The organism is Granulicoccus phenolivorans DSM 17626 = NBRC 107789 = JCM 15570, from assembly GCF_000423085.1.
Taxonomy (GTDB): Bacteria; Actinomycetota; Actinomycetes; order Propionibacteriales; family Propionibacteriaceae; genus Granulicoccus; species Granulicoccus phenolivorans.
In genome coordinates this window covers 31,604-45,165 of the sequence record NZ_AUHH01000013.1, presented here as the reverse complement: position 1 = coordinate 45,165, position 13,562 = coordinate 31,604, and the positions used below count along the sequence as shown (strand labels likewise).

The following is a 13,562-nucleotide window of genomic DNA, read 5'->3' as shown; positions in this document are numbered from 1 at the left end:
TCGGGCAGCGACGATTAGTGGGCGGGCGTCGAGGATTCCTGGTCGGGCGGCGAAGCTGGATCAAACGAGCGAAGATTCAGCCCGGGGAGCGATCTCAGCAGTACTCGCTCCCCGACATGGCCCTTCGCTCGTTCCCGGACTGATGGCCCCGCACGCGCTCCCGGACGTGCAGCGAGGGGACCACGCGACGCAGCACCCGGAGCAGGCCCAGCAGCGAAGGCACATAGCCGGCGGCGACGATTCGTGGCTGGGCGGCGACCATCTGTAGTGAGGCAGCGAAAGGGGGAACCGACCAGCGAAGATTCAGCCCGGGGAGCGATCTCAGCAGCACTCGCTCCCCGCTATGACCCTTCGCTCGTCCCCGCTCTGATGGCCCCGCACGCGCTCCAGGACGCGCGGCGAGGGGACCACGCCATGCAGCAGCCGGAGCAGGCCCAGCAGCGAAGCCACGTAGCCGGGCAGCGAGGGTTCCTGGTCGGGCGGCGACGATCTGTGGTCGGGCGGCGACGATCTGTGGTCGGGCAGCGAAGGGGGAACCGACCAGCGAAGATTCAGGCCGGGGAGCGATCTCAGCAGCACTCGCTCCCCGACATGGCCCTTCGCTCGTTCCCGGACTGATGGCCCCGCACGCGCTCCAGGACGTGCAGCGAGGGGACGACGCCAGGCAGCAGCCGGAGCAGGCCCAGCAGCGAAGCCACGTAGCCGGGCAGCGAGGATTCCTGGCTGGGCGGCGACGATCTGTGGTCGGACGGCGAGGATTCCTGGTCGGGCGGCGAAGGGTCAACCAAACGAGCGAAGAGTCAGCCCCAGGAGCGATCTCAGCAGTACTCGCTCCCCGACATGGCCCTTCGCTCGTTCCTTCTGCCGTGCCTCAACCCGCCCCGCCACCCAGCCCACCACAGCGACCCAACCCACCGGACTTGACCGCGCCCAACCCACCACAGTCACCCATCCCCACGGCGACCAGGCCTGCTCGGTGGCCCGGATCGGCGCCCGCACCATCGCGATGGGCCACTGCTGCAGTGGTGCGCTGGGACAGGTGGGCGGATCCTGCCGCCAGATGACCCCACCAGCCCAAAAATGCCGGATTCCGAGCTCCTGGTGGCAGGATCGGCCCACCTACGCGATGACAGAGCCCACGCACCGGTGGAAGTGTCCGATACCCCCGACAACTGCACGGTCGCGCATACCCGGGAGTCCCCGCCGGAACCCAGGCCGCCAGGGACTCCAGCCCCACCGGGACTCCAGCCAGCCCCGCCGGGAGTCGGCCCTACCGCTGATTCCGAATCACAGCGGGGTCTGGGTCGCCCGAATGATCCGCGCCTCGTTGTTCGGTACGCCCTCCCCCGGCTGCCCACCGTGCCCCTCGGCTGCGATCCGGGCCACTACCCCGGTGGACTCGGCGTCCATCCGGCCCAGCACCGTGTAATTGGGCGGCAATACGGAGTCTTCGTACACCAGGAAGAACTGCGAGCCATTGGTGTTCGGCCCCGCGTTGGCCATGGCCACCGTCCCCGCGGGGTAGGTGTCCTCGGGCCGGGTCTCATCGGCGAATCGGTAGCCGGGGCCGCCGGTGCCGGTCCCGGTCGGATCCCCGCACTGCAGCACGAAGATCCCCATGTCGACCAGCCGGTGGCACTGCGTGTCGTCGTAGAAGCCCTGCTGCACCAGCGAGGAGAACGAATTCACCGTGCACGGCGTACGCCCGCGGTCGGCGGTGATCCGCAGATCGCCCTGATTGGTGGTCAGCGTGAACAGCACCTGCCCGCTCGTCGGAACATCCCCGGTCGGCGGCGGATCCACCACCTTGGCCGGGGTCCCTGACGGGTTGTACACGCATCCGGCGGCGTTCTGCGCACCCTCCCCACCCGAACGCCCGGCGCGGGGCGCACAGCCGCTCAGCGACAGCACCAACAGCCCGGCAGCAAACAGCACAGCAACAGAACGCACCGGGCCACTCTAGCGGCCGCCGGGCAGCGACTACTGTTGCCGCCATGGTCGTACTCAACAAGATCTACACCCGCACCGGCGACGGAGGCCTGACCCGCCTGTCCGACATGTCGCTGACCCGCAAGACCGATCCGCGGGTGGAGGCGTACGGCACGGTCGATGAGACCAACTCGGTGATCGGGACGGTCCTGGCGACCGGCGAGCTCGGCCCGGAGATGTTCGCGGCGCTACGGATCGTGCAGAGCGAACTGTTCGACCTCGGCGCCGACCTGTCCAACCCGCTGACCGCCGACCCCAAGTACCCGCCGCTGCGCGTGGTCCAGTCCTCGGTGGACCGGCTGGAGCACTGGTGCGACCAGTTCGGGGAGGGCCTGCCGAAGTTGCGCTCGTTCATCCTGCCCGGGGGTACGCCCGCCGGCGCCGGGCTGCACCTGGCCCGGACGGTCTGCCGACGCGCCGAACGGGCCGCCTGGGTCGCGGTCGAGGCGTACGGCACCGACACCGCCGCGAAGAATTCGGCCACGCCGGGTGGGGTCAATCCGATTGCCGTGACCTACCTGAACCGGCTGTCGGACCTGCTGTTCATCTGCTCGCGGGCGGTCAACGGTACCGCCGCGGAGATTCTCTGGGTGCCCGGCACCGACCGGGCCGCCGACGCGCCCGGATCCCCCGCCGACGCCCCCGCCGACGCCCCCGACTCCGCCGACGCCCCCGACTCCGCCACGCCCGAAACCCCCGCCTGAGCGGAGCCGAACATCAGGACCGGAACCGGTCCAGACTCGGCGGAGCCGCCTCCAGCCAACTGAGCAGGGCGGTCAGGTTGTCCCGCGGCATCGCGAGTTCCCAGATCCGCTCATCGTCGAAATCGGAGGTGGCCCGCAGATCCACCACCCGCTCACCCTGGTACAGCACGACCGCCTCGGCCTGGGTCGGGTCCCGGCTGCCCAACGCAGCGGTGGAGGTACGCCGGAACCGCAGCCGGGGGGTCAGGCTCAGGGAAAACACCCGGAACCACTCGAGGTACTCCCCCTCGATCCGGGCCAGGCCCAGCACCCAGCCACCGCCGGCGGCACCGGGATTCAGCCGCACCGCACACTCGAACGTACTGCCCAGCCGCGACAGCCACCGCCGCCGCCAGAACAGCCAGACCAATGGCGCAAGGGAACAGACCAGCACCACCACGACAACGATCCACGTTGCCCCGATCCATCCCATGAACTGAACCTACCGACACTTGTGCGGACTGTCCAAGAATCGACTCAACCCCGGTGCGCAGCGACCGGCCCGAGCCCCGCCGCGGCCCGAAAATGCAGTACGCCGCCGGAACTCCGGCGGCGTACTGCGGGGCACGAGCGGCGTGCGGGATCAGAAGCCCGCGTGCTCGCTGCCGTGCTTGCGGGCGGCCTTGACCTGGGCATCGGCGCGCAGGAAGCGTCGCCGGGTGGCCTCGTCCTCGGCTCCCGCGTCGAGCAGCTTCACCGCCGCCTCCCGGTCGTTCTCGGCATCGCTCAGCGAGATCTCCCCGGCCATCTGGGCGAACTCGCTGAGGATCCGGACCTGGTTGTGGTCGACGGAGATGAAGCCGCCGTCCACCGCGATGACCTCACGGTTCCCGTCCACGCCGAAGACCTCGATTCCGGCCGGGACCAGCACCGCCAGCAGCGGGGTGTGGTCCGGCAGGATACCGATGTCGCCCTCGGTGGTCCGGGCGATCACCTGGTCGGCCTCTCCCGACCAGAGCAGCCGGTCAGCGGAGACGACTTCCACCTTCAGTGGAGCGGAAGCCATGATCAGCCCTTCTTCATCTTGCTGTGGGCCTCCATGACCATGTCCATGTTGCCGACGTTGAAGAACGCCTGCTCGGGGATGTGGTCGACCTCGCCGTCGCAGATCATCTTGAAGCCCTCGATGCAGTCGGCCATGCTCACCGTCGACCCGACCACGCCTGTGAACTTCTCGGCGGTGTAGGTGTTCTGGGAGAGGAACTGCTGGATCCGACGGGCCCGACCGACGAGGATCTTGTCCTCCTCGGGGAGTTCGTCGATACCGAGGATCGCGATGATGTCCTGCAGTTCCTTGTTGCGCTGCAGGATCTGCTTGACCTGGGTGGCCACGTCGTAGTGCTCCTGACCCACGTACTGCGGGTCGAGGATGCGCGAGGACGAGGTCAGCGGGTCCACCGCGGGGTACAGACCACGCGAGGCGATCGAGCGGGAGAGCTCGGTGGTCGCGTCCAGGTGGGCGAAGGTGGTCGCCGGCGCCGGGTCGGTGTAGTCGTCCGCGGGCACGTAGATGGCCTGCATCGAGGTGATCGAGTGGCCCCGCACCGAGGTGATCCGCTCCTGCAGCGCACCCATCTCGTCGGCCAGGGTGGGCTGGTAACCCACCGCGGACGGCATCCGGCCCAGCAGGGTGGAGACCTCCGAGCCGGCCTGGGTGAACCGGAAGATGTTGTCGATGAACAGCAGCACGTCCTGGTTCTGCACATCGCGGAAGTACTCCGCCATGGTCAGACCGCTCAGCGCCACGCGCAGCCGGGTGCCCGGCGGCTCGTCCATCTGGCCGAAGACCAGGGCGGTGTCCTTGAACACCCCGGCCTCTTCCATCTCGTTGATCAGGTCGTTGCCCTCACGCGTACGCTCCCCCACGCCGGCGAACACCGAGGTGCCCTGGTGGTTGTGCGCGATACGGAAGATCATCTCCTGGATCAGCACGGTCTTGCCCACGCCGGCGCCGCCGAACAGGCCGATCTTGCCGCCCTTCACGTACGGGGTCAGCAGGTCGAGCACCTTGATGCCGGTCTCCAGCATCTCGGTCTTCGACTCCAGCTGGTCGAAGGGGGGCGGATCGCGGTGGATCGGCCAGCGCTCGGTGATCTCCAGGCTGGCCGGATCGGCGTTCAGCACATCGCCGGTCACGTTCCACACGTGGTGCTTGGTGACGTCACCCACCGGGACGGTGATCGGAGATCCGGTGTCGCGGACCTCCTGACCACGCCGCAGGCCGTCGGTCGGCTTCATCGCGATGGCGCGCACGGTGTTGTCACCGATCTGCAGCTCCACCTCGAGGGTCATCGTGCGGACATGGTCGCCCATGTCGACATCGACGTGCAGCGCACTGTAGATCTCGGGGACCTGGTCCGGCGGGAACTCGATGTCGACCACCGGGCCGATGACCCGCGCGACTCGCCCGACGCCGGCCACCTTGTCCTGCTTGTTGTCGTTAACTGTGGCAGTCATATCTCACTCACTCATTCTCAGGCGTCGGCCAGCGCGTCAGCGCCACCCACGATTTCGGTGATTTCCTGGGTGATCTGCGCCTGGCGGGCCTGGTTCGCTTCCCGGCCCAGCTGCTCGATCAGTTGCTGCGCGTTGTCGGTCGCCGACTTCATCGCCCGCTGCCGGCTGGCCAGCTCCGAGGCCGCCGACTGCAGCAGACAGAACTGGATCCGGCTGGCGACGTACAGCGGCAGCAGGGTGTCCAGCACGGTCTGCGCGTCCGGCTCGAACTCGTACAGCGGGAGGATGTCCTCGGCCTCGACCGGCTCATCGGATTCCACGACCTCGATCGGCAGCAGCCGGAAGGCCTCCGCACGCTGGGTCAGCATCGAGTGGAACCGGGTGTAGACGACATGGATCTCGTCGACACCGCCCTCGGCATCAGGATTCAGGAACCGCGGGATCAGCTCGTCGGCGATCTCGCGCGCGTTGGCGTAGCTGGGCGCCTCGGTGAACCCGGACCAGAACCGCTCGATCTGGCGGCCCCGGAACTTGTAGAACGCCCGCGGCCGGTTGCCGACCACGAAGGGGATGACCTCCCGGCCCTGCGCGCGCAGGTGTTCGGTCAGCGCCTCACCCTCCTTGACCACGTTCGACGGGTACGCGCCGGCCAGACCGCGGTCGGGCCCGAGCAGCAGCAGCGCCGAGCGGCGCGGCTGCTCCCGTTCGGTGATCAGCGGGTGCTTGACGTCCCCACCGAAGCTCACCAGGGCGCTCACCGCGCGGGTCAGCTCCCGGGCGTACGGGGTCGCCCGGTTCGCCGCCTGCTGGGCCTTGATGATCCGCGAGGCGGCCACCAGTTCCATGGCCCGGGTGATCTTCTGAGTGGTTGCGACGGAGTTTCTGCGCTGCCGCAACTCACGCAATGTGGCAGCCATCGGGTCAGCTCCGCTTCTGCTTGCGGATCTGCTCCTGACCCACTTCGTCGGCCTCCAGCGCCTCGGTCTCCTTGCTGCCCAGCGGCAGCCCCTCGGAGGTCTGGAAGGTCGGCTTGAAGGCCTCGATCGCCGACTTGAGCGCCTGCTGGGTGTCGTCGTCCCAGGCCAGGGTCTCCTCGATCGTGGTCAGGATCGGGGTGTTGTGCTTCAGGTAGTCGATGAACTCCCGCTCGAAGCGCAGCACGTCCTGGACCGGAACCTCGTCCAGCTGACCGGTGGTACCGGCCCAGATGCTCGCGGTCTGCTCGCCCACCGAGTACGGGTGGTACTGCGGCTGGCGCAGCAGCTCGGTGAGCCGGGAGCCCCGCTCCAGCTGCTGCCGGGTGGCGGCATCCAGGTCGGAGGCGAACATCGCGAACGCCTGCATGTCGCGGTACTGGGCCAGGTCGATCTTGAGCGAACCGGAGATCTTCTTGATCGGCTTGGTCTGCGCCGCACCACCCACGCGCGACACCGAGATACCGACGTCGACGGCCGGGCGCTGGTTGGCGTTGAACAGGTCGGACTGCAGGAAGATCTGACCGTCGGTGATCGAGATCACGTTGGTCGGGATGAACGCGGAGACGTCGTTGGCCTTGGTCTCGATGATCGGCAGCCCGGTCATCGAGCCGCCGCCCAATTCGTCGGACAGCTTGGCGCAGCGCTCCAGCAGCCGGGAGTGGAGGTAGAACACGTCACCGGGGTACGCCTCGCGGCCCGGCGGACGACGCAGCAGCAGGGAGATCGCGCGGTACGCCTCGGCCTGCTTCGACAGGTCGTCGAAAATGATCAGGACGTGCTTGCCCTCATACATCCAGTGCTGGCCGATGGCCGAGCCGGCGTACGGGGCGATGTACTTGTAGCCGGCCGGGTCGGAGGCCGGGGAGTGCACGATGGTGGTGTACTCCATGGCGCCGGCCTTCTCCAGGGTGCCCCGCACCTCGGCGATGGTCGACCCCTTCTGACCGACGCCGACGTAGATGCAGCGGACCTGCTTCTTCGGGTCGCCGGACTCCCAGTTCGCCTTCTGGTTGATGATCGTGTCGATCGCGATCGCGGTCTTGCCGGTCTTGCGGTCGCCGATGATCAGCTGACGCTGGCCCCGGCCGATCGGGATCATCGCGTCGATCGCCTTGAGCCCGGTCTGCAGCGGCTCGCGGACCTCCTGGCGATCCATCACGCCGGCGGCCTGGAGCTCCAGGGCGCGGCGTCCGGCGATCGGGGTGATCTCGCCCAGGCCGTCGATCGGCTCGCCCATCGCGTTCACGGTACGCCCGAGGAAGCCGTCGCCGACCGGAACCGACAGCACCTCACCGGTGGCGTGGACGATCGAACCTTCGTCGATGCCCTCGGAGTCCCCGAGAACGACCACGCCGATCTCGCGCTCCTCGAGGTTCTGGGCAATCCCGAGCGTGCCGTTCTCGAACTTCAGCAGCTCGTTGGCCATGCACGACGGCAGGCCCTCAACGCGGGCGATACCGTCACCGGAGGTGACCACGGTGCCGACCTCCGCCCGGGAAGTGGCAGCCGGGGAGTAGTTCTGGACGAACTCGTCCAGTGCGGTCCGGATCTCCTCCGGACGAATCGTGAGTTCCGCCATCGTTGCGTCCCTGCTCTCGTTTTCTAGCTGTTCTGTTCCGGGTTACTGGAACGTGCCGCGGGCATCTTCCAGGCGCCCGGCCACCGTTCCTTCGATCACTTCGTCGCCGATCTGGACCCGCACGCCGCCGATGACCTCGGGGTCGACCACCTCGAGCAGTTCGACCGCACGGCCGGACTGCTTGTTCAGGATCGCCTGCAGGCGGGCCTTCTGCTCGGTGGTGAGCGGACGGGAGACGGTGACGGTGGCCAGAGCGCGGTTCCGCAACTCGGCCGCCATGCTCACGTACTCATCGACGGTGTCGATGTAGTTGCGCTTGCGAGCGGAGACCGCACGCCTGAGCAACGCCGACGTCGCCGCGCCGACCTTTCCATCGGTCAGGCGCGCGATCAGCTGCTGGCGCTGCTCCACGGCCGTGTTGCGGTTCCCCAGAGCTGTGGCCAGCTCCGGGGTGCTCTCGACCGTACGAGCGAACCGGAACAGTTGCTCTGCGGTCGATTCCAGGAGCCCCTGGGTCAGCGCCGCTCGCAGTTGCGCCCGGATGCCCTGCCGCTCGAGCGCGTCGGCCATCGAACGCCCGCTGGTAAAACGCAGCCCAGCGGCCTCCTGGACGATCCGGACGGCCGGGGCGGAGATCTTCCCACCCAGGATCCGACCGACCAGGGTCTTCCGGTCGTCGTCGGACAGGGCCGGGTCGGTGAAGCTGCGACGCAGCGCCGACTGGGCATCCAACGTGTCGACCACTGCGAAGAGTTCGTCGGCCAGTCCCGCGGCCGGCTCCTGGGAATCCAGGACCCGGTCCAGGGAGTTCAGCCGTGCCTCCTGTGTGGCGCTGATTCCCTTGCTCATGAGTGCACCGACCCCTGGGATTCGAGTTCGGACAGGAAGCGATCGACGGTACGCCGCGCCCGGTCGTCATTGTCGAGGGACTCCCCGACGATGCGACCCGACAGGGTCAACGCCATGCCACCGACCTCGTTGCGCAGCTGATGGACGACCTGGCTGCGCTCGGCCTCGACCTGCGCATGTGCCTGGGCGACGATCCGCGCAGCGTCGGCCTCGGCCTGCTCCCGCATATCGGACTTGATCCGGGCGCCTTCGTTCTTGGCGTCCTCCCGAATCTTGGCGGCCTCCTGCCGTGCCTCCGCGAGGAGCTGCTGATACTCCTGCTTGGAAGCCTCGGCCTCGGCCTGGGCCTTCTCCGCCCGCTCGATACCTCCGGCGATCTGGTCGGATCGCTCGGCGTACATCTTCTCGAAGGCGGGGACGACCTTCTTCGCCACCACGATCCAGATGATCAGCATCAGCACTACGCCGACGATGAACTCCGACCATTGGTGGGGCCAAAGGGGGCCCAGCAGTTCTGCCGGGCTCGATGCCAGTGTGACGAGCACGCTGGACTCAGCCCAGGACGAAGGCGAGAGCGATGCCGATGATGGCGAGGGCCTCGACCACGGCGAAGCCGATGAACGCGGTGCTCATCATCGCGCCACGGGTCTCGGGGTTACGAGCGGTTCCGTTGATGACCGAGGCGAAGATCCAGCCCACACCGATGGCCGGGCCCAGGGTGGCGATGCCGTAGCCGATCATGTTGATCGAGCCGTTCAGTTCCATGAGGGTCATGGTGTTTCCTTTCGTGTTCTCCTGCCCCGGTTGAGGGGAAGGTCGCTATGGGTTGTCGGGGAACCGATCAGTGGTCGTCGGCCAGCGACGAGTGCACGTATTGAGCGGTCAGTACGGTGAAGATGTAGGCCTGCAGGGCGCCGATGAACAGCTCCAGCGCCAGGATGGCGAAGCTGAAGACGATCGAGATCACACCGGCGATGTTGTAGCCGAGATTCATCTCGGTCGCCGCCGACTGGGACGGGTAGGTCATCAGGAACCAGCCGCCCACCACGAACACCAGCACCACCAGGTGGCCGGCGAACAGGTTGGCGAACAGACGCAGGGCCAGCGTGATCGGCCGGGTGATGAAGTTCGACAAGAACTCCAGCGGGATGATCAGGATCCACAGGTACGGCGGGACCCCCGGCGGCAACAGCGACTTCTTCATGAACTTGCCGAAGCCGTGCCGGGCGATGCCGGCGCCGATGTAGATGACCCAGGTCATGATGGCCAGGGCGTAGGCGTACCCGATGTTGGAGAACGTCGGGTACATGAAGATGAACGTCTCACCGAACCAGTTGTTGATCAGCAGGAAGCTGAACAGGCCGACCAGGTACCCGGTGTAGCGGCGGTAGTCCGGGCCGAGGATGTCCCGGGCGATGCCGTTGCGGACGAAGTCGTAGACGTACTCGCTGAAGAACTGCCCCTTGGTCGGGACGATCTTGAGCTTGCGCGAGGCGACCAGCCAGAACACGATCACCAGGATCGCGGCGATCAGCGCCTGGAGCGTGGACTTGTTGATCCAGGTGTTCAGCCAGCTACCCTGGGCGAAGAACGTCCAGCCCGGATCCGTGTAGTGGAAGCTCTGGACGCCGGGCGCGTGGTAGCCGACCTCATCGCCCGCCATGGGGATCAGACTCGTCCATCCCATCGTGACTCCTCTCCGCAGTGCTGGCCAGGTGACCGTAGCGCTTGATGATCATGTAGAAAGCCGCCACGGTGCCGACGATGATGCCGACGGGCAGCAGGAAGTTGGTGTGCAGGAAGTGGTCCGCCAGCCAGCCGGCACCGCCGTAGAACAACAGCCCGGCGAGCACGTAGGAGATCACGGCATAGCCGTCCTCTCCCCCGACGTGCCCCATCCGTTGGCTCCTGTCCGTGCGCTCGAACATGCGCGTACCTCGAGTCCGCGTGCTTTGAGCCCGCGTGCTTTGAGTCATGGCGCCACGGACTCTAGCAGTCCCCGAACCGGTCATGCGGTCTCACCGTGCCCCGGAGCCGAGCCGTCGTCGGGGAAATCCCCGGGCTGGTCGTAGTAGGTGATCCGGGCCCGCTTGAAGGCGAACAGCTCGCCGCCGACCCAGGCCAGCGTGCAGGCCACAACGGTGATCACCACCGCCGGGGTGTCCAGCACGTGCCAGGTCGGAGTGGCGAGGTAGACCGCGAGCAGACCGCCCAGCGTCCCGACGCGGGCCACGTAGGAGCCCAGCGCCACGATCAGCAGCCAACGCGGATCGGTCCGCGCATTCGACAGCACCACGACGGTCCCGATGGTGTAGAAGAGCACGACCACCGCGGCGGTCAGCGCCGCCGAGATCGCCGCCAACGGACCACGCACGGCCAGCAGCAGGCCGACGCAGATCAGGGCGACCACGTGACACCAGACGAAGCCCTGCACCAGCATCTGCCGCATGGCCACGACCAGCGGGTTGACCCGCTTTCCCGCACGCGTCGACATGGCGTCGTCGGCGGGTTGCGAGGAGCTCTCGGAACCGGTCACGATCGTCATGGTCTCGCTTCACTCGAGGTGGTTTCGGGGGCTTGCGCGGCCACCCGGCCGCGCTTGTGAAACTTAGCACAAACAGTTCCCCGCCGCGATCCCCGACAGGTGACCCTGATCACGATCCGGTGACAACGCGAACAGGGACATTCGGGCTTGTCAGCCCACGCCGTCGCGCCGGCGGCGACCGGCGTACGCCAGCACCGGTACGCCCGGGCGGCCGGTCAGCCGAGGCGCTCGTGCTGGGCGGCTTCGGTCTCCCGATCGCGCCGCAGCCCCTCGGCCAGGGACCGCTTCCGGGTGCCGGGACCGAAGGTGAACCAGGCGAAGACGAGCGCCAGCACCGCGGCCGCCAACAGCACCCACAGTGACTCGGTCATCCCGAAGGAAACCGCCCCGAAGGAGATCAGGGCGGTCCAGCCGTACATCACCCACACCGCGCGGCGCTGGCTGTGCCCGCGGGCCAGCAGGCGGTGATGCAGGTGGCGCTTGTCGGCGACCCAGAACCACTTCCCGGCCGCGGTCCGCCGCAGGAAGGCCAGGACGAAGTCGGCGATCGGAATCGCCATGATCGCCAGCGGCAGCACCAGGGGCAGCACGGTGGGGATCAGGCTGCGGGCATTGGCCTGCAGCGGGGCGGAGTCGATCTGGCCGGTCAGCGAGATCGTCGAGGTGGCCAGCAACAGGCCGAGCAGCATCGACCCGGAGTCGCCCATGAACATCCGGGCCGGGAACACGTTGTGCGGCAGGAAGCCCAGGCAGACCCCGACGATCGCCACGGTGATCAGCGAGGCCGTGGTGGCCCGGGGCAGGTCCTGGAAGGCCACCAGGGTGTAGGAGTAGACGAAGAAGGCGAAGGCGCCGATCGCCACCACCCCGGCGGCCAGCCCGTCCAGCCCGTCGACGTAGTTGACCGCGTTGGTACACAGCACGATCACGAACACCGTGATCGCGATCGAGGCGGAATCATCCAGCGAGATGATCTGGTTCGGCAGCGGAATCCACAGCATCTTCACCCCGTTGGCCACCACCAGACCGGCGGCCAGGACCTGCCCGGCGAGTTTGGCGATCGCGTTCAGTTCCACGAGGTCGTCCAGGACGCCGACGGCACAGATCACGCCCCCGGCGATCAGCACCGCGGTGAAGTCGTGCTGGATCAGCGGGTTGCGGCCCATGTTCGGCAGGTGGCTGGCGATCAGCATGGCCGCCGCGACCCCGACGAACATGGCGGCACCGCCGAAGTAGGGAATCGGGACCGCGTGCACGTCCCGGTCCCGGACCTGGGCCACCGCCTTCACGCGCAGCGCAATGGTCCGGGCCAGCCCGCACACCAGATAGGTGACGCCGGCGGCGATCCCCAGGACCAGCAGATACTCACGCACGGAGCCAACCTAGCGGCGCGGACCGCGCCGATCCCGCGCGTGCGGCCGGACGGGGTCGCGCACGTACGCATAATCGCCGTCGGGATCCTCCACGACCAGCGGCGCCACCGGGCGGGGGCGGGCGTACGCGTAGTCGCCGCTGGGATCTTCCACCACCTCGGTACCCGGCAGATCGTCGATCGTGGGGTCGCCGGCGGCGGGGTCGCTGCCGATCCCCGTGGTGGCGGTCGCGGTGGCGGAGTTCGCGGTGGCGGAAGTAGCGAGCGAAGCTGCTGCCTCAGGAGCGGCTGTGCCAACAGCGTCGGTGGCGCCGGCCGCAGCCGGCTCCGCGGAAGCGGCATCGTCGGCGGCATCGTCTCCCGGCCCCTGGATCCCGGGCACCACCTCGCGCAGCATCGCCATCGACAGCGCGCCCAGGCGGACCACGGTGCCCTGCTCACTGGCGGTGAAGTCGACGATCGTGGATGGCTGGCCCCCCGGAGTCGGGCCCCCATCGAGATAGACCGAGACCGAGTCACCCAGTTGGGCGTACGCATCCTGCACGTCGCTGGCCGCCGGGGACCCGGACCGGTTCGCGCTGGAGACCGCCATCGGCCCGGTCGCCTGCAGCACGTCGATCGCGATCTCGTGGTCGGGCACCCGGACCGCGATCGTGCCGCGGGTCTCGCCCAGATCCATCCGCAGGCTCTGCTGGGCCCACAGGATCAGCGTGAGCGGGCCGGGCCAGAAGCGTTCGCTGAGGGTCACCGCGGCCTTCGGGACGTCCCGGGCCAGCGCGTCGAGCACGGAACGATCGCTGATCAGCACCGGCGGCGGCATGTCCCGGCCGCGCCCCTTGGCGTCCAGCAGCCGCTGCACCGCCGCGGCGGAGAAGGCGTCGGCGCCGATGCCGTACACCGTGTCGGTCGGCAGCACGATGCATTCCCCGGCGTTGATCGCCGCTCGGGCCGAGACGACCGCCAGTGTTCGATCCTTGCGTCCGTCCACGATCCGTTCAGTCACGGGGCAATCCTGCCACGGTGCCGCGCCCCGACCGGCATACGCGCCTGC

At 68.0% G+C, this 13,562-nt stretch carries 15 protein-coding genes; 1 reads left to right on the top strand and 14 read right to left on the bottom strand.

Features of this window, described 5'->3' with window-relative positions; all coding sequences use genetic code 11:
• Window positions 1–1,287 precede the first annotated feature (1,287 nt).
• The gene (locus tag G531_RS21040) at window positions 1,288–1,950 is read right to left on the bottom strand and encodes a peptidylprolyl isomerase (RefSeq protein ID WP_081683901.1); all 663 of its coding nucleotides are present in this window, start codon (window positions 1,948–1,950) and stop codon (window positions 1,288–1,290) included.
• Window positions 1,951–1,994: 44 nt separating this feature from the next.
• On the opposite strand from G531_RS21040, the gene G531_RS21035 reads away from it, so the two are divergent.
• Entirely contained in the window at window positions 1,995–2,693 is a 699-nt protein-coding gene (locus tag G531_RS21035; protein ID WP_081683900.1) for a cob(I)yrinic acid a,c-diamide adenosyltransferase, read from the top strand.
• A 13-nt stretch (window positions 2,694–2,706) separates the two neighbouring features.
• Here the strand turns inward: G531_RS21035 and G531_RS0106895 are convergent, their stop codons facing one another.
• From G531_RS0106895 to G531_RS21020, 13 genes are all read right to left on the bottom strand, one after another.
• Window positions 2,707–3,165 carry a DUF2550 domain-containing protein gene (locus G531_RS0106895; RefSeq protein ID WP_051215171.1) on the bottom strand — a complete coding sequence of 153 codons (459 nt, stop codon included), beginning with the start codon at window positions 3,163–3,165 and terminating at the stop codon, window positions 2,707–2,709.
• 150 nt (window positions 3,166–3,315) lie between these two features.
• On the bottom strand, window positions 3,316–3,738 hold the full coding sequence (locus tag G531_RS0106890; RefSeq protein ID WP_026926681.1) for a F0F1 ATP synthase subunit epsilon: 423 nt from the start codon (window positions 3,736–3,738) through the stop codon (window positions 3,316–3,318).
• Window positions 3,739–3,740: 2 nt separating this feature from the next.
• A complete protein-coding gene (gene atpD / locus G531_RS0106885; protein WP_026926680.1) occupies window positions 3,741–5,189 on the bottom strand; it encodes a F0F1 ATP synthase subunit beta in 1,449 nt (482 codons plus the stop codon).
• A gap of 17 nt (window positions 5,190–5,206) precedes the next feature.
• Window positions 5,207–6,106, bottom strand: coding sequence for a F0F1 ATP synthase subunit gamma (locus tag G531_RS0106880; protein WP_026926679.1), 900 nt, complete (start codon window positions 6,104–6,106; stop codon window positions 5,207–5,209).
• Window positions 6,107–6,110: 4 nt separating this feature from the next.
• Complete coding sequence (gene atpA, locus G531_RS0106875; protein ID WP_026926678.1) at window positions 6,111–7,745, bottom strand: F0F1 ATP synthase subunit alpha; 1,635 nt, start codon at window positions 7,743–7,745, stop codon at window positions 6,111–6,113.
• A gap of 42 nt (window positions 7,746–7,787) precedes the next feature.
• A complete protein-coding gene (locus tag G531_RS0106870) occupies window positions 7,788–8,594 on the bottom strand; it encodes a F0F1 ATP synthase subunit delta (RefSeq protein ID WP_051215170.1) in 807 nt (268 codons plus the stop codon).
• Window positions 8,591–9,139 (bottom strand): F0F1 ATP synthase subunit B, encoded by a 549-nt coding sequence (locus tag G531_RS0106865; protein ID WP_035758033.1) that lies wholly within the window; start codon window positions 9,137–9,139, stop codon window positions 8,591–8,593. Before G531_RS0106865 ends, G531_RS0106870 begins: the two co-directional genes overlap by 4 nt.
• 7 nt (window positions 9,140–9,146) lie before the next feature.
• Window positions 9,147–9,359: an ATP synthase F0 subunit C gene (gene atpE, locus G531_RS0106860; RefSeq protein WP_145978700.1), complete on the bottom strand. Its 213-nt coding sequence runs from the start codon at window positions 9,357–9,359 to the stop codon at window positions 9,147–9,149.
• A 76-nt stretch (window positions 9,360–9,435) separates the two neighbouring features.
• Window positions 9,436–10,281 (bottom strand): F0F1 ATP synthase subunit A, encoded by an 846-nt coding sequence (gene atpB / locus G531_RS0106855; protein WP_373277312.1) that lies wholly within the window; start codon window positions 10,279–10,281, stop codon window positions 9,436–9,438.
• Complete coding sequence (locus G531_RS26415) at window positions 10,244–10,522, bottom strand: AtpZ/AtpI family protein (RefSeq protein ID WP_035758028.1); 279 nt, start codon at window positions 10,520–10,522, stop codon at window positions 10,244–10,246. The genes atpB and G531_RS26415 overlap by 38 nt, the downstream gene beginning before the upstream one ends.
• An 80-nt stretch (window positions 10,523–10,602) precedes the next feature.
• Complete coding sequence (locus G531_RS0106845) at window positions 10,603–11,139, bottom strand: Cg1360 family ATP-synthase-associated protein (protein ID WP_026926673.1); 537 nt, start codon at window positions 11,137–11,139, stop codon at window positions 10,603–10,605.
• Between the two features lie 215 nt (window positions 11,140–11,354).
• Complete coding sequence (locus G531_RS21025) at window positions 11,355–12,512, bottom strand: MraY family glycosyltransferase (protein ID WP_145978691.1); 1,158 nt, start codon at window positions 12,510–12,512, stop codon at window positions 11,355–11,357.
• Between the two features lie 9 nt (window positions 12,513–12,521).
• Entirely contained in the window at window positions 12,522–13,514 is a 993-nt protein-coding gene (locus G531_RS21020) for an L-threonylcarbamoyladenylate synthase (RefSeq protein ID WP_051215169.1), read from the bottom strand.
• Window positions 13,515–13,562: the final 48 nt, after the last annotated feature.

What these genes read in the sequence shown, in the direction of transcription:
- G531_RS0106845 (WP_026926673.1), bottom strand. Translation starts at nt 11,139, where the DNA reads ATGACGATCGTGACCGGTTCCGAGAGCTCCTCGCAACCCGCCGACGAC.
- G531_RS0106890 (WP_026926681.1), bottom strand. Translation starts at nt 3,738, where the DNA reads ATGGCTTCCGCTCCACTGAAGGTGGAAGTCGTCTCCGCTGACCGGCTG.
- atpD (WP_026926680.1), bottom strand. Translation starts at nt 5,189, where the DNA reads ATGACTGCCACAGTTAACGACAACAAGCAGGACAAGGTGGCCGGCGTC.
- G531_RS21035 (WP_081683900.1), top strand. Translation starts at nt 1,995, where the DNA reads ATGGTCGTACTCAACAAGATCTACACCCGCACCGGCGACGGAGGCCTG.
- G531_RS26415 (WP_035758028.1), bottom strand. Translation starts at nt 10,522, where the DNA reads ATGTTCGAGCGCACGGACAGGAGCCAACGGATGGGGCACGTCGGGGGA.
- atpE (WP_145978700.1), bottom strand. Translation starts at nt 9,359, where the DNA reads ATGGAACTGAACGGCTCGATCAACATGATCGGCTACGGCATCGCCACC.
- G531_RS0106895 (WP_051215171.1), bottom strand. Translation starts at nt 3,165, where the DNA reads ATGGGATGGATCGGGGCAACGTGGATCGTTGTCGTGGTGGTGCTGGTC.
- atpB (WP_373277312.1), bottom strand. Translation starts at nt 10,281, where the DNA reads ATGGGATGGACGAGTCTGATCCCCATGGCGGGCGATGAGGTCGGCTAC.
- G531_RS0106870 (WP_051215170.1), bottom strand. Translation starts at nt 8,594, where the DNA reads ATGAGCAAGGGAATCAGCGCCACACAGGAGGCACGGCTGAACTCCCTG.
- atpA (WP_026926678.1), bottom strand. Translation starts at nt 7,745, where the DNA reads ATGGCGGAACTCACGATTCGTCCGGAGGAGATCCGGACCGCACTGGAC.
- G531_RS0106880 (WP_026926679.1), bottom strand. Translation starts at nt 6,106, where the DNA reads ATGGCTGCCACATTGCGTGAGTTGCGGCAGCGCAGAAACTCCGTCGCA.